Source organism: Eubacterium callanderi (assembly GCF_900142645.1).
Classification (GTDB): domain Bacteria; phylum Bacillota; class Clostridia; order Eubacteriales; family Eubacteriaceae; genus Eubacterium; species Eubacterium callanderi.
This window is the reverse complement of sequence record NZ_FRBP01000001.1, coordinates 131,736-151,879: the sequence shown is the minus strand read 5'-3', so window position 1 is coordinate 151,879 and position 20,144 is coordinate 131,736. Positions and strand designations below refer to the sequence as shown.

Annotated in this window: 26 protein-coding genes, 1 tRNA gene and 1 other annotated feature; all 27 genes read left to right on the top strand. The window is 45.6% G+C overall.

Annotation, left to right across the window (positions count from 1 at the left end):
- Positions 1-77 precede the first annotated feature (77 nt).
- Positions 78-1,973 (top strand): anaerobic carbon-monoxide dehydrogenase catalytic subunit, encoded by a 1,896-nt coding sequence (gene cooS, locus BUC22_RS00810; protein WP_070081154.1) that lies wholly within the window; start codon positions 78-80, stop codon positions 1,971-1,973.
- A 40-nt stretch (positions 1,974-2,013) separates the two neighbouring features.
- Positions 2,014-2,796, top strand: a complete 783-nt coding sequence (locus BUC22_RS00805) for an ATP-binding protein (RefSeq protein WP_013381867.1) — start codon at positions 2,014-2,016, stop codon at positions 2,794-2,796.
- Between the two features lie 63 nt (positions 2,797-2,859).
- On the top strand, positions 2,860-5,007 hold the full coding sequence (acsB, locus tag BUC22_RS00800) for an acetyl-CoA decarbonylase/synthase complex subunit alpha/beta (RefSeq protein WP_038352888.1): 2,148 nt from the start codon (positions 2,860-2,862) through the stop codon (positions 5,005-5,007).
- A 129-nt stretch (positions 5,008-5,136) separates the two neighbouring features.
- A complete protein-coding gene (locus BUC22_RS22410; RefSeq protein WP_013381864.1) occupies positions 5,137-5,523 on the top strand; it encodes a DUF8180 domain-containing protein in 387 nt (128 codons plus the stop codon).
- A gap of 163 nt (positions 5,524-5,686) precedes the next feature.
- Positions 5,687-5,887: a CooT family nickel-binding protein gene (locus tag BUC22_RS00790; RefSeq protein WP_013381863.1), complete on the top strand. Its 201-nt coding sequence runs from the start codon at positions 5,687-5,689 to the stop codon at positions 5,885-5,887.
- 1 nt (position 5,888) lies between these two features.
- Positions 5,889-6,302 (top strand): DUF3842 family protein, encoded by a 414-nt coding sequence (locus BUC22_RS00785; protein WP_013381862.1) that lies wholly within the window; start codon positions 5,889-5,891, stop codon positions 6,300-6,302.
- 26 nt (positions 6,303-6,328) lie between these two features.
- Entirely contained in the window at positions 6,329-6,547 is a 219-nt protein-coding gene (locus BUC22_RS00780; protein ID WP_013381861.1) for a DUF8180 domain-containing protein, read from the top strand.
- A gap of 178 nt (positions 6,548-6,725) precedes the next feature.
- Positions 6,726-7,514, top strand: a complete 789-nt coding sequence (locus BUC22_RS00775; RefSeq protein WP_013381860.1) for a M15 family metallopeptidase — start codon at positions 6,726-6,728, stop codon at positions 7,512-7,514.
- Positions 7,515-7,560: 46 nt separating this feature from the next.
- Entirely contained in the window at positions 7,561-8,316 is a 756-nt protein-coding gene (locus BUC22_RS00770) for an AIR synthase related protein (protein ID WP_013381859.1), read from the top strand.
- Positions 8,317-8,368: 52 nt separating this feature from the next.
- Positions 8,369-8,445, top strand: a tRNA-Arg gene (locus BUC22_RS00765).
- Between the two features lie 81 nt (positions 8,446-8,526).
- Positions 8,527-9,387, top strand: a complete 861-nt coding sequence (locus BUC22_RS00760; protein ID WP_073381815.1) for an NAD(P)-dependent oxidoreductase — start codon at positions 8,527-8,529, stop codon at positions 9,385-9,387.
- Positions 9,388-9,410: 23 nt separating this feature from the next.
- Positions 9,411-9,956: a hypothetical protein gene (locus BUC22_RS00755; protein ID WP_013381857.1), complete on the top strand. Its 546-nt coding sequence runs from the start codon at positions 9,411-9,413 to the stop codon at positions 9,954-9,956.
- 91 nt (positions 9,957-10,047) lie between these two features.
- The gene (locus tag BUC22_RS00750) at positions 10,048-10,233 is read left to right on the top strand and encodes a hypothetical protein (RefSeq protein ID WP_013381856.1); all 186 of its coding nucleotides are present in this window, start codon (positions 10,048-10,050) and stop codon (positions 10,231-10,233) included.
- A gap of 11 nt (positions 10,234-10,244) precedes the next feature.
- Positions 10,245-10,769, top strand: a complete 525-nt coding sequence (locus tag BUC22_RS00745; protein ID WP_013381855.1) for a GNAT family N-acetyltransferase — start codon at positions 10,245-10,247, stop codon at positions 10,767-10,769.
- 203 nt (positions 10,770-10,972) lie between these two features.
- Positions 10,973-11,122 (top strand): 50S ribosomal protein L33, encoded by a 150-nt coding sequence (gene rpmG / locus BUC22_RS00740; RefSeq protein ID WP_013381854.1) that lies wholly within the window; start codon positions 10,973-10,975, stop codon positions 11,120-11,122.
- A gap of 22 nt (positions 11,123-11,144) precedes the next feature.
- Entirely contained in the window at positions 11,145-11,519 is a 375-nt protein-coding gene (secE, locus tag BUC22_RS21220; protein ID WP_013381853.1) for a preprotein translocase subunit SecE, read from the top strand.
- A 15-nt stretch (positions 11,520-11,534) separates the two neighbouring features.
- Positions 11,535-12,074: a transcription termination/antitermination protein NusG gene (gene nusG / locus BUC22_RS00730; RefSeq protein ID WP_013381852.1), complete on the top strand. Its 540-nt coding sequence runs from the start codon at positions 11,535-11,537 to the stop codon at positions 12,072-12,074.
- A gap of 45 nt (positions 12,075-12,119) precedes the next feature.
- Entirely contained in the window at positions 12,120-12,545 is a 426-nt protein-coding gene (gene rplK, locus BUC22_RS00725) for a 50S ribosomal protein L11 (protein WP_013381851.1), read from the top strand.
- Between the two features lie 62 nt (positions 12,546-12,607).
- Positions 12,608-13,297, top strand: a complete 690-nt coding sequence (rplA, locus tag BUC22_RS00720; RefSeq protein ID WP_013381850.1) for a 50S ribosomal protein L1 — start codon at positions 12,608-12,610, stop codon at positions 13,295-13,297.
- Positions 13,298-13,343: 46 nt separating this feature from the next.
- Positions 13,344-13,480 (top strand) — a sequence feature (ribosomal protein L10 leader region).
- Positions 13,481-13,512: 32 nt separating this feature from the next.
- Positions 13,513-14,040, top strand: coding sequence for a 50S ribosomal protein L10 (gene rplJ / locus BUC22_RS00715; protein WP_013381849.1), 528 nt, complete (start codon positions 13,513-13,515; stop codon positions 14,038-14,040).
- A gap of 170 nt (positions 14,041-14,210) precedes the next feature.
- Positions 14,211-14,591: a 50S ribosomal protein L7/L12 gene (rplL, locus tag BUC22_RS00710; RefSeq protein WP_013381848.1), complete on the top strand. Its 381-nt coding sequence runs from the start codon at positions 14,211-14,213 to the stop codon at positions 14,589-14,591.
- A 135-nt stretch (positions 14,592-14,726) separates the two neighbouring features.
- Entirely contained in the window at positions 14,727-16,178 is a 1,452-nt protein-coding gene (gene proS / locus BUC22_RS00705; protein ID WP_013381847.1) for a proline--tRNA ligase, read from the top strand.
- 1 nt (position 16,179) lies between these two features.
- Positions 16,180-16,764, top strand: coding sequence for a hypothetical protein (locus BUC22_RS00700; RefSeq protein ID WP_013381846.1), 585 nt, complete (start codon positions 16,180-16,182; stop codon positions 16,762-16,764).
- A 2-nt stretch (positions 16,765-16,766) separates the two neighbouring features.
- The gene (locus BUC22_RS00695) at positions 16,767-18,098 is read left to right on the top strand and encodes a condensation domain-containing protein (protein ID WP_013381845.1); all 1,332 of its coding nucleotides are present in this window, start codon (positions 16,767-16,769) and stop codon (positions 18,096-18,098) included.
- Complete coding sequence (locus tag BUC22_RS00690; protein ID WP_013381844.1) at positions 18,098-18,814, top strand: zinc ribbon domain-containing protein; 717 nt, start codon at positions 18,098-18,100, stop codon at positions 18,812-18,814. Before BUC22_RS00695 ends, BUC22_RS00690 begins: the two co-directional genes overlap by 1 nt.
- Before the next feature lie 12 nt (positions 18,815-18,826).
- Positions 18,827-19,366 (top strand): DUF2284 domain-containing protein, encoded by a 540-nt coding sequence (locus tag BUC22_RS00685; protein WP_013381843.1) that lies wholly within the window; start codon positions 18,827-18,829, stop codon positions 19,364-19,366.
- 77 nt (positions 19,367-19,443) lie between these two features.
- A complete protein-coding gene (locus BUC22_RS00680) occupies positions 19,444-19,977 on the top strand; it encodes a hypothetical protein (protein WP_013381842.1) in 534 nt (177 codons plus the stop codon).
- Positions 19,978-20,144 lie beyond the last annotated feature (167 nt).

Sequence of the window (20,144 nt, the reverse complement as noted above, 5' to 3'; positions counted from 1 at the left end):
AAGTGTTTTTGTAAAGTGGAAATTTTTACAAAGTTGCTGCAATGCGAGTAAATTACTATGGAGAGGTAAATTAAATTATGAGCAATGAATTGTTAGAATTTGATGTTATAGCTGAAGCTTTAATCGAAAAAGCTCAAAAAGATGGCGCTGAAACCATGTGGGACAGAAAAGCAGCTTTAAAAACCCAGTGTGGTTTTGGTGAAGCTGGTATTTGCTGTCGTATCTGTGTTATGGGACCTTGCCGTGTAAGCCCATCACCGGATAAAGGCGCTCAGAGAGGTATCTGTGGTGCAGACAGAGACACCATCGTTGCCAGAAACTTTGCAAGAATGTGTTGTGCCGGTACATCCGCTCACTCTGACCATGCGCGCGATATCGTACATGCAATGTATCATTCTTCTGAAGATGGTCCTTTCAAAATCAGAGAAGAAGGCAAATTAAGAAAAATCGCTGCAGAATGGGGAATTGAAGAAGCAGATACCAAAGAAACTTACGCTTTGGCCCATGAACTTGCAGAAATGGCTTTAATGGAATTCGGTAAACCCTTCGGAACACAGAATTTCTTAAAGAGAGCGCCAGAATCCCGTCAGGAAATCTGGGAAAAAGAAAACATTGCGCCAAGAGCGATTGACCAGGAAGTTGTTACCTTAATGCACTCCACACATATGGGTTGTGCAAGTGATCCTGAATCCATCTTAAGACGTTCTTTAAGAACAAGTATGTCTGATGGCTGGGGCGGTTCCATGATCGGTACAGAATTCTCTGACATCATGTATGGTGTACCAAAGGAAAGAGCTTCTGAATCAAACTTAGGTGTTATTGATCCTGAACAGGTAAATATCATGCTCCACGGTCATGATCCGAATTTAGCCGAAATGATCGCAGTTGCATCCAAAAATCCTGAGCTGATTGAAATGGCAAAGGAACAGGGCGCTAAGGGTATCAACGTTGTCGGTATGTGCTGTACTGGTAATGAAATGACCATGCGTCACGGTATTAAGATCGCCGGTAACTTCTACCAGCAGGAAATGGCCATTATCACCGGTGCCGTTGAAGTTGCGGTTGTAGACGTTCAGTGTATCTTCCCTGCACTGCCAAAATTAGCCAAGAGCTACCATACACGCTTTATCAGTACATCTCCAAAAGCAAAAATTGCAGGGGACATGTACATTGAATTTAATGAAGAAGATCCATTGAGCTGCGCTGAAGAAGTAATCAAAACAGCTGTTATGAACTTTAAAAACAGAGACGCTTCCAAGGTTGATGTACCAGAACTGAAAGCTGAAACAATTGTTGGTTACTCTGTAGAAACCACAATCGGCGCTTTAGACCGCGTTGTTAACTCTCAGACTGACGTAACAGGTACAGTTAAGCCTTTAGGTGACTTAGTTTGGGCGGGTGTTTTAAGAGGCGCTGCCGGTATTGTTGGTTGTAACAATCCAAAGGTCGAACATGACTATGCCCACATCACATTGATGAAAGAGTTAATTAAAAACGACGTTATCTGCGTTGTTACTGGTTGTGCAGCTCAGGCTGCTGCTAAAGCTGGTCTCTTAAAACTGGAAGCAAAAGAACTTTGCGGCCGTGGTTTGAAAGAAGCCTGCGAAAGAGCGAATATTCCTCCAGTATTACATATGGGTTCCTGTGTTGATATCAGCCGTATCCTCCATCTGGTTACTTTAGTAGCTAACGAAAGAGGCGTTGATATTGCAGAACTTCCAGTTGTAGGTGCCGCACCTGAATATATGTCTGAAAAGGCTGTTGCTATCGCATCTTACGTAGTATCAAGTGGTTTAAATACTTATCTTGGTGTTATGCCTTATGTTTCCGGAAGTGAAAACTTCATGAAGCTGATGACCGAAGGTGTTAAAGAATGGACTGGCGCTGCTTATGTCTTTGAATCAGATCCAATCAAGGCTGCTGAATTAATCATGGCAGATATTGAAGACAAGAGAACAAAACTGGGAATTTAATTATACTGAATAATTACTTTAAGAATGGACAGGTGATAAAATGAAAATAGCATTAACTGGAAAAGGTGGCGTTGGGAAAACGACAATTACAGCCTGCCTCAGCCGTTATTACGCCGATAAAGGTTTTAACGTATTGGCCGTTGATGCTGACCCCGATGCAAATCTAGGCCTGGCACTGGGTATGAGCGAAGAAATGATTGACAGCATCACACCTATTTCTGAAATGAAAGACTTGGCCGAAGAGAGAACAAATGCAAAAAAAGGAACCTATGGCGCCTTTTTCACAATGAATCCGGAAGTTGCGGATATTCCTGAAAAATTTTGCCGCGAGTTTAACGGTGTTAAGCTCTTAACAATGGGAACAGTCGATACTGGCGGAGGCGGATGTGTTTGCCCGGAACACGTACTGTTAAAAATGCTGACGACACATTTGGTTTTATACCAAAAGGATATTGTCATCATGGATATGGAAGCAGGGATTGAACATCTTGGCCGAGGCACCGCATCAGCGGTCGACGCATTTATCGTTGTCGTCGAACCGGGTATCCGAAGCATCCAGACCTTTAAACGAATCAGCAAGCTGGCAGGCGATATCGGTGTTAAACACGTTTACGCCATTGGCAATAAAATTCGCAAACCGGAAGATATTGACTTTTTAAATGAACGGATCGGAGCGGAAAACATTTTTGGCTTCTTAGATTACAGTGATCAGATTTCCGGTTCAGACAGAAATAACAAGTCACCGTACGATGTTCCTGAAACCAGAGAAAAAATTGCAGCTCTCGGGGAAAAAATTGAAGCGACTGTAAAAAGCAATAAATAGTCCAATTCACCTAAAACATTCATAACTTTATATTGAAATATAAATACGGAGGAAGAAAATCACATGGAACGTAAGACTTATAATCTTTTTGATATAATTTACAGTGGTACTGCTAAATATCTTGAACGTGCTGAAAAAGATGTAGCAAAGGCCATTGAAGAAAAAGGCAGAGATGCAGAGGCGAAACTGCCGGATACCGCTTATGGCTTAGCCACAATTTACGCAATCACAGGCGAAAAATTATTAACAGTAGGCGATCTGGAACGCGGTATTGAAATGGCAAAAGAACACATCAACCGCACAAACATGCTGGCTGACGCTTTAGAAGCCGGTGTTGCTGCTGCAATGTTATGTGAAATTATCCAGGCCTGCAAATACTTAGATGGCAACCCACATCCGGAATGGGTAGACGGCGCATTGACCGATGCGGTTGTCCGTTCCTTCGGTGTTGCCCTGGTTACCCAGGATATTCCTGGTGTTGCTGTTATCATCGGTGAACACAAGGATCCTGAACAGTTAGCAAAAACAATCAAATCTTATCAGAATAAAGGTCTTCAGACTTATCTGGTTGGTAAATGTATCGATCAGGCAAGAGACCAGAAAATCAAAATGGGCGTTGATCTTCGTGTTATCCCATGCGGTTACGAAATCGAAGATGTTATCAACGTTGTATCTGTTGCTGTACGTGCTTCTATCATGTTCGGTAACACACCAGCCGGCGAATGGGAAAAACACAGAATTTACACAAGAGACCGTGTATTCGCTTTTGTTAATGTATTTGGCGACTGGGATGATAAGATCATCGCTGCTGGCGCCTGCGCAATCGATATGGGCTTCCCGGCAATCACAGAAACCTACATTAATGAAGTTCCTACCCTGTTATTAAACCAGCCAGACCTGACAAAAACAGACGCTACCTCTCTTGAAGCCCGTGGCATCAAGATCAAGGTTACCGAAATTGACTGTCCGGTATCTGTATCCTCCGCTTTCGAAGGCGAACGTGTCCGTAAAGACAACATGAAAGCTGAGTTCGGTGGAAACAGAACAAAAGCCTGGGAATTAGTTCACACTGTAGAATTGGGCGATATTGAAGATCATAAGATCACCGTTGTCGGCCCGGATATCGACGATCCACAGTTTGATGGCGTTGACGTTGTCCGTATCCCATTTGGCCTGGAAATCAAAGTTGCTGGTAAAGCAATGCAGTCCGACTTCGAATCTGTACTTGAAAGAAGATTACACTACTTCTTAAACTACATTGAAGGTTCAATGCACGTTGGACAGAGAAATATCTGCTGGGTTCGTTTAACCAAAGAAGCGTTTGACGCTGGCTTCAGACTGCGTCACTTCGGTGAAGTAGTTTACGCTAAGATGTTAGATGAATTTGGTAAAGTAGTTGATAAGGTTGAAGTTACCATCTATACCAAAGAAGAAGATGTTGTACGTCTTGAAGAAGAACTGGTTAGACCAATCTACAACGTACGTGACGACAGACTGAACTCACTGACAGATGAAAGTGTCGATGTATTCTACACCTGTACACTGTGCCAGTCCTTTGCTCCTTCTCACGTTTGTGTTGTAACACCTGAACGTTTAGGCCTCTGCGGTGCTGTTTCCTGGTTAGACTCCAAAGCAACCAAAGAACTTGACCCAACCGGTCCTGCACAGCCAATCGAAAAGAACGGTGTTATCGACGAACGCTTAGGCGCATGGGAAGAAGTCAATGACGTTGTTGCCAAGTGCTCTCAGGGTGCAGTTGAAAAAGTAACCTTGTACTCTATCCTGGAAGATCCAATGACCTCCTGCGGTTGCTTCGAATGTATCTGCGGTATTATGCCAGAAGCCAACGGTGTTGTTATTGTTAACCGTGAATTTGGCGGCATGACACCTACCGGTATGACCTTCGGTGAGTTAGCTTCCATGACAGGTGGTGGGGTTCAGACTCCTGGCTTCATGGGCCACGGCCGCCACTTCATCAGCTCCAAGAAATTCATGGCTGCTGAAGGCGGTATCGAAAGAATCGTATGGATGCCTAAGGAACTGAAAGACGACGTTGCAGAGAGATTAAACAAATCTGTACAGGAATTATACGGAATTGAAAACTTCACAGACATGGTTTGTGATGAAACAATCGCCGTTGACTCTGAAGCAGTATTAGAATTCTTAACAGAAAAAGGCCATCCAGCACTGGAAATGGATCCAATTATGTAATAAATACTTGCTTGAAAGCAGGACGTTGTCGTCCTGCTTTCTTTTTCTAAATAAGAGTATTTCTAAAAGAGCAAGACAAATTTAAGGAAAAAGGTTATAATTAAATTATAAAAGCTTGGAGGGATTATTATGAGCGAACACAGCCACGAACATACACATACACACAGCCACCCGCACGACGGAAGCCAAGATCACGACCATGGGCACAGCCATGAAACAATGCACGACCATGAGCATACGCACACCCATACGCATCCTCATGACCACGAACATGAACATGACCACGGTCACGCGCATTCCCATGAGGGCGAAGGCAAGGATATTGAAATTTTAGGCCTTTTGCTGGACCATTGGGCAGACCATAACCAGGAACACGCCAAGGAATATAAAAACTGGGTGGATAAAATGAACTCAGTGGGCAAGACAGAAGTGTCAAAGGCTATTGAAGAAGCCATCGCCCTGATCGGCCAGGCCGATGAGCATTTAATGGAAGCCAAAAAGGCTTTGATTAAATAGAAAAGTTTCTGCCCTTTATTGCCACAAAATGGGTTGATAAATTGGGCTGAACATTATATACTAAGATTGTAAAAGATGATTAACTCCGGTATCCGGGGCTCTTACTATCCATCCGGGTACCAGAACGAAAATCTAATTTTCAAATTGAAAGGAGATGTTTGTTATGTGCGAATCTTCAGCATATTTAGTGAATAAAAAAGGCGAAGAAGAAAAAATTATGGACTATGTCATCGACATTGTGCCTAATAATGACGGTAGCCTGACACTTTCAGACCTTTTAGGAGGCACTAAAATTGTCAACGGACGTTTAAAAGAAGTAAAATTATTAAACCACAAGATTTTGATCGAGGACGCAGCGGTATAAGATGAATATTGTTGTGTTGGACGGAATGGGCGGCGGTATCGGTTCCCGGATTGTTGGTATCCTGAAAGAAGAAATCCCACCTTATATTGAAGTGTACGGTTTGGGAACAAATGCCCTGGCGACAGCGGCGATGCTCAAAAAAGGTGCCAACAAGGGGGCGACCGGTGAAAACGCCATTGTGGTAAATGCGGGAAAAGCAGATGTGATTATCGGTTCCATTGCCATGACAATGCCCAATGAAATGATGGGTGAGGTAACAATGCGGATGGTGGAGGCAATAAACGCCAGTGAAGCCATTAAAATTTATATTCCTATTTTGCCGGAAAATAACTATATTGTTTCCCTTGAGGAAAAACCACTGTTATTGCAGATCCGTGAAGCTGTTGCGTTGATTAAAAAAGAGCTGAATCTTTAATACAGATACTTATGAAGGTGACTGAAATGGAAAAATTATCCGAAAAGGACGCTGAAGTTTTTCAGGTATTACTGGTACATTGGATTAATCACAACGGTGAGCATGTGGAGGGCTATCGTGAATGGTCCGAAAAAATGGCGGATGTCAGACCTGAGGTGGCTGGTGAGATCGACAAGGCGATTGACGATATGCAGCAGGCTGGCAGAAAACTGATGGAAGCCAAAATCAAATTTCAGGAAAGCTGAGAGCAGACAATAAAATAAATTGAAAATATTTGCTTGAAGGCAAGGTTTATTAACCATGTCTTTTTTTATTTGTTTGCCGGATAAGACCGCTTTATTTTAAGTGGTCTTATTTTTTTCTTTTGATAATTAAAGAGTAATCGGTTATAATAGAGATATCTTGACATAGGAGGCTGAAGGAATGTCGCTAAAAATTAAAAATCCAAAACGATTTTTAATCTCATTGATTGTTACCCTGCTTTTATTGCTTTTTGTCATCGTTGGCTTTTTTACAGTGATGGGAAAAATCATCGGTCTGTTTACCAAAAAAGATGAACCGCAGGCTGCGCCTGAGCCGACCGCAACCGCTCAGGCGGCGACGCCGACCCCTTCAGCATCCCCGACACCGGCAGCGCCAACGGTTGATCCCTCCAATCTGGGAGATATCCAGATCCTGGTCAATAAGACCCATGAGCTTCCCTCTGATTACGAGCCTTCGGATTTAGTGACCGTCCCATTGAGAGGAAGCCGCGAGACACAGCTCCGCCAGCAGGCATCAGATGCGCTGGTCAAGCTTTTTGAAGCGGCGGACAGCGACGGTGTGACCCTTTACTGCGCCTCAGGCTACCGTTCATACAGTACGCAGGAAGATCTGTTTGCAGAAAACGTTGCCGCTTACGGCGAGGAACAGGCCAATCTTGTCAGCGCGAAACCAGGACAGAGCGAGCACCAGACCGGTCTCTGCATGGATGTGACCTGTGAGGCCATGGGCATGGATCTTCAGGAAAGCTTTGCCGATACCACTGAAGGCCAGTGGATTGCCGATAATGCCCAGAATTATGGCTTTATTATCCGTTTTCCAGAAGGAAAGACGGAGATTACAGGTTACTCCTATGAGCCCTGGCATATCCGTTATGTGGGTGTAGACGCGGCAAAAGAGATACACCGTAAGAATGAAACCTTTGAAGAATATTTAGGACAAACAAACTGAGGATGTGCTGAAACGCACATCCTTGTTTCGATTTCAGGAGGAAAGAATGCGCGTAGAAAAAATCAGAGACTGCACCCTGATCTACAGAGACACAGAAGAAGCCATTGTCATCACCTGTGATTCCATCGGTGCCATCGGCGATAAGGAGATGGATGTGGTTAAGGTAACGCCAGAGCTGACAGCCTATGAAACCGTCAAAGTGGCTCTGGGCGAGCTGCTGGCCCTAGGGGCAGCGCCCATCGCGGTTTCAGATGGGCTGGCAGTAGAGACAGACCCAACGGGAAAACGGATGATTAACGGTATCAGAAAAGCCATTTCAGAGCTGCCGGATTATGAAATCGCCCTGACCGGAAGCTGTGAGGACAATATGCCCACAGTCCAGACCGGAGCAGGCATTACCGTAATCGGTATTATACAGGAGGCACAGGTAAAATACCGGATCACAAAGCCGGGCGACAGGGCTGTTCTTTTTGGAACACCGCTGTACGGGGACGATTTTTCAAAAAAACTGCACCTGGCATTGCAGCTGCCAGATTTTACAGCCATCCGAAAAGTCCCTGGCCTTCTGGAAATGGTGCCGGTGGGTTCAAAGGGCATCGCCTATGAGGTTTTAAAAATTGCAGAGGACAATGGTCTGGGGTTTGAATGGGAGAACAGCCTTCCCTTTGACGTGAGACAGTCCGGCGGCCCGGCCTCCTGCTGTGTTGCTACTCTGCCCCAAGCCGGGGTCGCTCAGCTCAAAAAATATACAGGAAAGCAGGTCACAGAGCTGGGAAGTTTTATAAAAACAAATCTTCGTTAAATTAAATCTTGCTTTTTTCATAGAAGATTATTATAATGGTATAGAAAAATGCGTCCCTATAGCTCAGTAGGATAGAGCAGCGGTTTCCTAAACCGCGTGCCGGAGGTTCGAATCCTCTTAGGGACGCCAGCTTATTTAGTTAAAACAGCCCCGAAAGCAGAGCTTGTCGGGGTTTTTATATCGGTAATCGCTTTATAAGGAGAAATAAAAATGAAGATTGGATTTATCGGAATCGGCGTAATGGGACAATCCATGGTCAGAAACCTGATGAAAAAGGGTTATGACGTTTCAGTTTATAACCGTACAAAGGCCAAGGCAGAAGCTGTGGTGCAGGAAGGGGCCCACTGGTGCGACAGCCCAGGTGCGTGCGCGGCAGACAAGGATGTGGTCATAACCATTGTCGGCTATCCAAAGGATGTGGAGGAAGTCTATTTCGGCAGCGCGGGTATTATTGAAAACGCCAGGGAAGGTTCAGTGCTGATTGACATGACCACAACCAGCCCCAAGCTGTCCAAACGTATTTATGAAGCGGCTGCCAGGCGCGGCATGGCAGCGCTGGACGCCCCGGTGTCCGGCGGCGACGTGGGCGCAGAAAAAGGAACCCTGTCCATTATGGTCGGCGGCGACGAGGACGTGTTTAAAACCTGCCTGCCAGTCTTTGAGGCCATGGGGACAAATATTATTTACGAGGGCGGCCCGGGAGCAGGCCAGCATACCAAAATGGCCAACCAGATCGCCATTGCAGGCGCTGTATCCGGTGTTTGTGAAGCCCTGGCCTATGCAAAGGCCGTGGGATTGGACGAACAGACCATGCTTGACAGCATCAGCGCAGGGGCCGCCGGAAGCTTCCAGATGAGCAACACCGCGCCGAGAATCCTGAAAAACGACTTCGCTCCGGGTTTTTTTGTGAAGCATTATATCAAGGATATGAAAATTGCCAGAGAGGAAGCCGAGGAGGCCTCCGCCCATTTAGAAGTACTGGACAAAGTATTAGAAATGTATGAGAGCCTTGAAAAAGAAGGCTATGGCGATCTGGGGACTCAGGCGCTCATTAAATATTACGAGCAGTAAAACCATTGAATTTGAGGTAAAACATGAGAATCAGGGATGAAAAGCTGAAGCGCGAAACAAAGCAGCTGGAGCGGACCTATAAGATCTGCAAACAGGAAATCGAAAAGATCAACCAGGCCATGTCCGGGAATCCAGACGCGGTAGAGCTGGCAGATCTGAATTATCAGAGAGGCTTTCTGGAAGGGAGGCTTCAAAGCGCTGGCGCCATGCTGAACTTTTTTCAGGATTACAATGCCCAGCCTCTGGAGCTTGCGTATGAGCTGAGTTCGGAAGCCAAAATGGACCAGGCCCAGGCCGACCGCATTTTAAAGCTTTTGAACCATCACCTGTCAGCCTATACCTTTGAGCTGGCTCAGGAGCAAAAGGGAGCCGCGGTCCACGGCGAGAATATCCGGAGCGCTGTGCAGGTTATCAATGTCCTGGTCAGTGTGCTGGAGATACTGAACCCAGGCTATGTGTATAAATTTTTTGACGGCCGCAGCGGCAGCTGGGCAGGGATTTACTGCTTTGAAAAGGGAAGAGAGCACGAAGACTTTCAAATCGTGCTTAAGCAGGACATACCGCGCTGAAAGTCTGCAAAAATGTTAACAGATTCTGCATTGCAGGCACAGGTGGATTGTGCTAAAATAAGTCGACTTACAGGTAAAGGAGTGAAACGCTGTGGATGAATTTAAAAAATATATCATCATTGCCATACTGGCACTGGTAGCTGTTTTGGTGGCGCCGGTGATTATCGCTCTGCTGGGTATTGTTTTGTCCCCTGTAATTACGACAATCGGATTTATATTGATCCTGTTTGCCGTGACGGTTTTTATTGCCTATAAAAATAAAATCGGAAGAAAATAGGAGAGTTGTGATTGACAAGAACGTTGGAAACGGCCGGAAAACGCATTGCGGTGCGTCTGGCAAAGGAAAAGGATTATCAGAGAATACTGGATATTCTGAATGCAGCCATTCTGGAAAGGCGTGTCACTGCGCTTTTAACCCCGGTTACCATGGAAAGCCGCAGGGGCTGGTTCAAGGAGCACAGCGATGGTGTACACCCCATTTACGTAGCTGAAAAGGACGGTATTGTGGCCGGATGGATGGCAGTGACCGCTTACCGCTGCGGCAGAGAGGGATTTAAGCACGCCTGCGAGATCAGCTATTATATCGCGCCGGAGTTCCGGGGCAGCGGTATAGGCTCAAGCCTTATGGAGCATGTGATCCGCGAGAGCAGGAAACGGGGACTCAAGAACCTCATGGCGGTTATTTTTGCCGATAACCTGGGTTCACAGCGGCTGGCCTATAAGTACGGCTTTAAGATCTGGGGGACCTTTCCAGAGATTGTTGAGATCGACGGCAGGACCACGGACTGCTACCAGATGGGCCTGAAACTTTGAGAATTACCGCTTGATTATTTTGGACAACTCTGCTATAATAGCTTGTAGTGTTTTGATGTGAAAGGCGTTACGCCTTTTTTTATTGTTTTATTGACATGGGGTACCGTTTTATGCTATTCTATACTGGTGACCATGAAAATAGGAAACGTGTGTCTATATGATGTTATTCGTGTATATAATAAAGGATGTAGGAGGTGCTGTAATTGAGAGTTAAAGTAACTTTGGCATGTACGGAATGTAAACAAAGAAACTACGATACAATGAAAAATAAAAAGAACAATCCGGATCGTTTAGAAGAAAAAAAATATTGCAAGTTCTGTAAAAAGCATACACTGCATAAAGAAACGAAATAGGATTGGCTAAGAGGAATTAATCATGGCAGCTAAGACGAAAAAAAAGTCTAAAAATGCAAAAAACACAAACACTAAAAATGATAATATCCAAAAGACACAGGTAGCTGAATCAAAAAAGACGAGTGTTGCCAAGGATGACAAAAAGAGCACTGACAGTAAAGATAAAAAGAATACCAAGAAATCTGACAAAAAGAAAAAGCCAAATATCTTTGTCCGTATGCTTGACTTTGTTAAGGGAGTTTTCTCTGAGCTTAAAAAGGTCAACTGGCTGACAAAAGAAGAATTGGCAAAGAGCTCTGGCTTTGTAGCCGGCTTTGTCGCAATCTTCACATTTTTGATTTGGATTATTGATTCAGGTCTTGGTGCATTGGCCGCTCTACTAATTGGACTTAAATAGTACTGAGGGATAATCATGGAATATGAAAACAGTGGCCAGGCAGAATGGTACGTTGCCCATACCTACTCAGGATATGAGAACAAGGTAAAGGCGAGTATTGAAGCAACGGTCGAAAACAGACATATGGAGGATCAGATCCTCGAAGTACAGGTTCCTGTACAGGAAGTTGTCGAAACAAAGGACGGCAAGCGCGTCGTAAGAGAGAAAAAACTCTTCCCGGGATATGTAATGGTCAAGATGTTTATGACCGATGATTCCTGGTACGTTGTACGTAATACGCGTGGTGTAACCGGCTTTGTCGGCCCGGCCTCCAAGCCCGTTCCATTAACCAAAGCCGAACTCAAAAATATGGGCATCAAGCAGCAGGCTATTCAGATCGACCTTGAGGTTGGTGATGAAGTCAATGTTGTGGATGGACCATTTGAAGGTTTTGCCGGAATTATCGAGGAGATAAATCTGGAAAAATCAAAAGTTAAGGTCAATATTTCCATGTTTGGACGGGAAACCCCAACCGAACTGGAATTTGAACAAATACAAAAAATTAAGAACACTTAAGGGAAAACTATTCTTCAATTATGAAAAAATGAAGGAGGTGTTAGCATGGCAAAAAAAGTAATTGGTCTCATCAAGTTACAGATTCCTGCAGGTAAAGCTACTCCAGCTCCACCGGTTGGTCCGGCTCTGGGTCAGCATGGTGTAAATATCATGGGATTCTGTAAAGAATTTAACGCTAAAACAGCAAATGAAGCAGGTATGATTATCCCGGTAGTAATTACCGTATATCAGGATCATTCCTTCACATTTATCACAAAAACTCCACCGGCAGCCGTTTTACTCAAAAAGGCAGCAGGGATTGATAAAGCTTCCGGCGTACCAAACAAAACAAAAGTTGCAAAAATTTCTCAGGACCAGGTCCGCGAAATCGCAACCTTAAAAATGCCTGACCTTAATGCAGCCGATGTTGAATCAGCTATGAGAATGATCGCTGGTACAGCACGCAGCATGGGTATCACTGTAGAAGAATAAGAATTCAGAAGGTAGAAACACCTTAAGTGGGAGGGAAACCGCTAAAACCACAAGGAGGAAATATGAAACGAGGAAAGAAATATCAGGACAATTTAAAAAGTTTTGATAAAGCTGAATTATTTGACCTTGATGCCGCAGTGGCACAGGTTAAAAAAATGGCTACCGCTAACTTTGATGAAAGTATTGAAATGCACATCAAACTCGGCGTTGACTCCCGTCATGCGGACCAGCAGGTTCGTGGCGCCATTGTACTGCCGAATGGTACTGGTAATACCGTGAAAGTTTTAGTTGTTGCCAAAGGCGACAAACTGAAGGAAGCGGAAGAAGCCGGTGCAGATTTCTTTGGCGAAGATGAAATTATTGATAAAATCCAAAAAGAAAATTGGTTTGATTTTGATGTTATGATTGCTACACCAGATATGATGGGCAAGGTTGGTCGTTTGGGTCGTGTTTTAGGACCAAAAGGCTTAATGCCAAACCCAAAATCCGGTACAGTAACCATGGATATCGCAAAAGCTGTCCAGGATACCAAAGCTGGTAAAGTTGAATACCGTCTGGATAAGACCAATATTATCCACGTCATCATCGGTAAGGCTTCCTTTACAGAAGAACAGCTCATGCAGAACATGACCACCCTTCTGGAAACCATCAAAAAAGCAAAACCAGCAGCTGCAAAAGGTCAGTACTTCAGAAGTGTTACCGTTGCAAGCACAATGAGCCCTGGTGTAAAAATTAATACAGCAAAAATCTGACTTGACATAAAAACAGACTAATGATACAATATTCGATGTTGTAAAAAAGTTATAAAACGTTCATCCATAGACAGCAGGGACTGCAGTTTAAATATCCTGCCGAGGCTGAAGAGACACGAGCATTATATACATGATGATATAGGCTCTCTTCACCTGCGTGGAGAGAGCTTTTTATATGACTAAAATTCACATCGTAAGGAGGTGCAGAAAAGAATATGCCAAATATTGAAGCAAAACAAGCTATCGTGCAGGAAATTGCCGATAAAATGAAAAATGCACAGGGTACAGTCGTTGTTGACTATCGTGGCTTAAACGTAGAAGAAGTGACCGAATTAAGAAAAAAAGCCAGAGAAAACAACATCGATTATAAAGTTTATAAAAACTCTATGATGCGTTTTGCAGCGAAAGAAGCAGGCGTAGAAGGCTTACTGGATGTTCTGGTTGGACCAACAGCCATCGCATTCTGCGAAGACGATCCGGTTGCTCCGGCTAAACTGATCAACGACTTTGCGGGAGAACACAAGGCTTTAGAAATTAAAGCAGGTGTTGTCGAAGGCAAGGTTTTAGATGTAGCTGGTGTTAAAGAATTAGCCGAATTACCGCCACGCGAAGTATTGGTTGCAAAAGTCCTTGGCGGCTTAAACGCACCAATCTCTGGTTTCGCAAATGTACTGAACGCAAACCTGAAGGGTTTAGTTGTCGCTTTAAATGCGATCGCAGAACAAAAAGGCGCAGAGGCTTGACGTTTTTGTCCAAATTTTATTTAAAATTTGGCAGCGAGTACTGAACGTTAGTGAACGAGCGGTACAAAAACTAACGCATTTTTCTTTGAAATAATCCTTTCTGGATAAAGATTTTAAAGAAAAAATACGATCATTAAAAAAATAATTACACAATTTTGGAGGATATTACAATGAGTGAAAAAGTAACACAGTTAATTGAAGACGTAAAAGGTTTAACCGTATTAGAATTATCTGAATTAGTAAAAGCTTTAGAAGAAGAATTTGGCGTTAGCGCTGCTGCTCCTGTAGCTGTAGCTGCTGCTCCTGCTGCTGGTGGCGCTGCTCCTGCTGCTGAAGAAAAAACTGAATTCGACGTTGTTTTAGCTGCTGCTGGCGACCAGAAAATCAAAGTTATCAAAGTTGTTCGTGAATTAACAGGCTTAGGCTTAAAAGAAGCTAAAGCAGTTGTTGACGAAGCTCCAAAGCCGCTTAAAGAAGGCGTTACTAAAGAAGAAGCTGACGAAATCAAAGCTAAAATTGAAGAAGTTGGCGGTAGCGTAGAAGTTAAATAATTTAACTTTTATAAAACACAAAAACAAAGTGCTATGGGCCTGTTCCATGGCACTTTTTTTAATTTCTGCATTTTTAAGCCACGCCACTTGTGTTATAATAGTTTCATGCGAGTTTGAATACGAAAGGATTTTACAATGGGTAAAAAACAAAATAATCAGGTTAAAGAAATCACACCAATGGAAGTTGACTTTCCACAATGGTATACAGACGTTATCTCTAAAACAGAACTGGTCGATTACTCCCCAGTCAAGGGCTTTATGGTCATCCGCCCTTATGGCTACGCCATCTGGGAAAACATTCAGAAAGCCTATGACGAGCGCTTTAAAGCCACCGGGCATCAAAACATGTACTTCCCGCTGCTGATTCCGGAAAGCCTGCTGAAAAAAGAAGCAGAGCACGTTGAGGGCTTTGCGCCCGAGGTTGCCTGGGTCACCAAGGGCGGCGACAAGGAGCTGGCAGAGCCCCTCTGTGTGCGCCCGACCTCCGAAACCATTATCTGCAGCATGTACGCAAAATGGCTGCATTCCTACAGACAGCTGCCATTTTTATACAACCAGTGGTGCTCCGTAGTGCGCTGGGAAAAAACCACAAGACCTTTCCTGAGAACCTCTGAATTCCTATGGCAGGAAGGCCATACTCTGCATGAAACCCCAGAGGAAGCACAGGAAGAAACCATGCAGATGTTAAACATCTACCGTGAAGTGGCAGAAGATATTATGGCGATTCCGGTTGTCGTTGGACAGAAAAGCGAAAAGGAAAAATTCGCAGGTGCCGCCGCAACCTATACCATGGAAGCGCTGATGCATGACGGACAGGCTCTGCAGTCCGGTACCTCCCATAACCTCGGACAGCATTTTACCAAAGCCTTTGATATTACCTACCTGGACCGTAATAATGAACAGGCTTACCCATACCACACCTCCTGGGGCGTATCCACCCGTCTGATCGGCGGTATCATTATGGTACACGGCGACGACAACGGACTGGTTCTGCCGCCGCGCATCGCGCCGACCCAGCTGGTCATTATCCCTGTTGCCCAGCACAAGGAAGGCGTTCTGGACAAGGCCTACGAGCTCAAGGATATTTTAGGCGCAGAATTCCGCGTTGAGCTGGACGATAACGACAGCAACTCCCCAGGCTGGAAATTTAACCAATGGGAAATGAAAGGTGTGCCGATCCGTCTGGAAATCGGACCGCGCGATATTGAAAACGGACAGTGCGTTCTGGCCCGCCGTGATACCGGTGAAAAAGTACAGGTAGCTCTGGATGATATCACAGAAGCAGTACGCAACCTGCTTGCCGAAATTCAGCAGAACCTGTTCGACCGTGCCCTCAAGATGCGCGAGGAAAAAACCTCGACCGCAGTGGATATGGACGAATTCAAGAAAAATCTCAAGGAAAACCCAGGCTTCATCAAAGCCATGTGGTGTGAAGACCGCGCCTGCGAGGACAAGATCAAAGACGAAACCGGGGCCAGTGTCCGCTGTATTCCATTCGACGATGAGCAAGAAGTGATCGGCGAGGGAAAATGCGTCTGCTGTGGCAAGCCAGCGAAAAAAATGGCATACTTCGCCCGCGCATACTAAAATGAACAAAGCAAGAGTATTAAAGGATATTCCCTTTGAACTCGACGTCGACGCCTTTTTCACGCATATCCGCATGGAAAAGGAGTCGAAGCGTTCAAAGCGGATATTCGAGATCATCGAAACCGCCAGCCCCTACATAAGACCTGTGGCCATGTACAAACGGGCTGAGATACAGATGGTGGACAGCGACGTGTTCACCATTGACGGCCTGGCCTTTAAAAGCAGGGAGATTTTGGAAATACTGAAGCGCGAAAGCTTTGTTTTTCCAAACATTGTGTCCTGCGGGCCAGAGATCGAAGCCTTCTGTGTTGACCGCAAAAAGGTACTGGAACAGTACATTACCATGGAGCTCTGTAATTTCAGCTGCGCCGTGGCCAGGGAGGCTATGCTTAACGCCATCAGAGACGAGTTTAAAATGGAAGAGAGCACCGAGCTGTTTCCAGGCGAAAAGGGCTGGGATCTGCAGCAGGGAATCCAGATCTTTAAAATATTCTCAAAGGAAACCGAAGGGACAGGGCTCAGCATATCCGAGGCGGGTGTTCCAAAGCCCAGCCGCAGTGCCTACGGCCTGATCGTCGGCAGCTGACAATGGCAGACAGACAACCCAGAAAGGGATGGTACAAGCTGGACAATGCGGGAACCCTTTATTCTTCCATTGCGTCCTCCAGAGTATCAACCGTGTTTCGGATGACACTGGGTCTCACAGAAGAGGTAGACCCCGAGGCCCTGCAAAAAGCTCTGGACAACGTGATGGTGCGCTTTCCGTACTTTAATGTCACGCTGCGCCGGGGCTTTTTCTGGTATTACTATGACCATTCCGAAAATCGCCCCCTGGTCGAAAAAGAATCACACTATCCCTGTAAAACCATCCGGCAGCGAAAGGGCGTGTTTCCTTTCCGGATTCTGTATTATGGCCGTTATATCCATTTGGAAATGAGCCATTCCATCTGTGACGGCTACGGTGGTTTAGCTTTTTTAAAGCCGCTTGTATTAGAATATTTTAAAGTAAAGGACGGCATTGTCTGCAAGGAGCTGGGCGATATCATCGATATTAACAGCCCGGTCGACCCCGAGGAATACGAGGACGCCTTTAAAAAATATTATGAAAAAAGGGTTCCGCCGCCGGAAAAGGGGGAGAAGGCCTACCATTTTCCCTTTGGCCTGCTGGATAAGGGGCAGTACCTGCTGCTGACCGGCATTGTACCAGTGAAAGAAATGCTGGTACAGTCAAGAGCCCACAAATGCACCCTGACGCAGTTTATCACAGCCCTTTATTTTGAGAGTATTCAGGAGTATATCCTGGGCCTCGAGAAAAAGAAACGCGCCCGGTCCGGCCATACCAAGGCCAATATCGCCATCAATGTGCCAGTGGACCTGAGAGCCTTTTTTCCGTCCAAAACCCTGCGGAACTTCTTTATCAGCCTGAACCCGGCCATTGATATGCAGCTGGGGGTTTACAGCCTGGAAGAGATTATCGACCAGATCAAGGGCTATATGGGCCTGTACATCAACCAGAAAAATATCAATCGCTATGTTTCCAGAAACGTGCGGAACGAAGAGCTCATGGTGCTGCGCATGATCCCGCTGTGGGTAAAGCGTGTGATTATGCCCATTGTATACAAGCGCTACGGCGAAAGAAGCTACACCAGCTCCGTCAGCAACCTGGGGAGCATCTGGATGCCCGAGGAGGTCCGGGACAGGATTACCGGGTTCGAGATATTCCCGCCGCCCAGCGCCGGAAACAAGCTAAAAATCGTGATGGCCAGCTATGGCGATAAGCTGTATATCTCCTTTGGAAAGACCACAGGGGAAAAGGACATTGAGCGGATTTTTTTCAGAAAGCTGCGAAGGCTGGGAATCCCGGTACGAATCGAAGGGAACCAGATCAATTATTACGAAGTCGAAAAGGAGGATGCCTAATGGCCTATTGTCCAAAATGCGGTGTTGAGGTCGATAATAACGTCAAAAACTGCCCGCTGTGCGATTTTCCAATACCTGATATCGGCGAGGAGCCAAAGGGCGAAAAGCGCTATCCCCTGGCAGTCAATACCTATCCGCAGGAACATCAGGAGAAGAAGAACCGGATTTTTTACGCCCTGGAAATTATTGTGGCGGCAGTATTTTTAATTAATATGGTGTTATACTGGTTTATCCCTTTTAACCCGACCATTGCTCAGATTATTATGATATCATCCGTTTCTCTGGCGCTGTATCTGATGTTTTGCTTTAATTATCTGCCGGCGCTGGTGAACCTTTTGGGCTGTTATTTTACAACGCTGCTTCTTGGCTCTATTATTTATGTGATTGTGGGTGGTTCGGGAGACTGGTTTGTAAATTACGCCATGCCGATTGTGACAATTCTTTTTATTGATATTCTCGTTTTTGGTATCATCTACAAAAAGAACCGTCACCGAAATCAATTCATCTACGCGCCAGTGTTTTTGATTGCTTTCAGCGCTACGCTGTGCCTGGGGATTGACGGTGTGATTTCCTATAACCTTCTGGGGCACCTGCGCTTTACCTGGTCCCTGATCGTGGCGATCTCTGGCATCTGCATTATCGCCCTGCTCATGGGGATTTACCACGGCGTGCCCGACCGTACCAAGGCATACCTGAAGAAAAAACTGCATGTATAGAGGAGGCGGAAAGTGAAAAGACAAGAAAAAATCGAGGCGCGCCTCCTGGAAATGCCCCTTTACGACTATGCCTTTTTCCCGGTAAAGGATATTATTTTCACACAGGATGTGCGCACCATCTGCGCCATGAATGACTGCGGCATGTACGGCAGGCGCTGGGTCTGCCCGCCGGTCATCGGCAGCATTGAGGACTGCATTGCCGAATGCCAGGCCTATGCGCACGCTTTTCTCTTCTCGACCGTGACCGAGGTGGCAGATTCCTTCGACCTCAAGGCCTGCGTTGAGGCCAGAGGCGACCATGAGGCCATTACCTACGATGTCGCCCAGATCTTCAGGCAGGAGACCGAAAATCCGCTTATTCTGTCAACAGGCTGCATTCCCTGTGAGCACTGCGCTTACCCAGACGCGCCCTGCCGCCACCCCGAAAGAGCCTTTAAGACCATTGAGAGCCACGGCATTATGATTATGCAGATGGCAGCCCAACAGGGCCTGGATTACGACTGCGGACAGAACATCGTGACCTACTTTTCACTGGTTTTGTACAATCTTTAGCCAAGAGCGTTGAGCGGCTTGAGAAATGGGTAAAACCATTGTATAATAGAAATAGTTCTAAACAAGGAGGAATCGATATGCAGCCACAGGAAAAAGCAGTCTATCAGGACATACTGCAATGCATTTTTGCCAGATATCTGGAAGATTACTCGGAAAACACGTATTCAGAATTATTAAAAAAATACACAGGCCTCTCAGTCATCGAAACCGGCGAAGCCAGAGAAGCCTCCTATGAGATGGTCCTTCAGCTTCTGAAGCGGAGAACCAGGCGTTATACCGGCCTGGGGCGCATGGCTGAGGGCAACGCCCGGGAAGAAAACATCCTGTATCCCGCCGCCTTCGAGACCCAGGGCGCCGATCCAGAGCTCGCCCGTGAGACCGACTACGGTACAGCCTGGGACGGCTTTGACAATATGCTTTTGGAGCTGCCAGAGGAAAAGCAGGTCGAATGTAAAATGGCGTTAAACAGCCTGGAAAGCATTATCCACGATCCATCCATGACCAAACCCCAGAAGGAGCTGCTGTCAAGTATTCTGCTGGACTGGATCGCCCATGAGCCCGGGGACGTGGGGATTTTGTTTGTCCCCATGCTGCTGCAAATTTATGAATAACAGACAAAGCCCAATCCGCCGTCCGGTTTCGACAGAACCGGCGGTGTTTTTTTGTACAAAAAATTGCATTTTTTATGTATATCTTTTCAGAGATAAAGGTGATATAATGGAGATAAATTAAATATCGGTTGCGCTATTGTTGATTTTAAACGTGTTCATTCAAATTT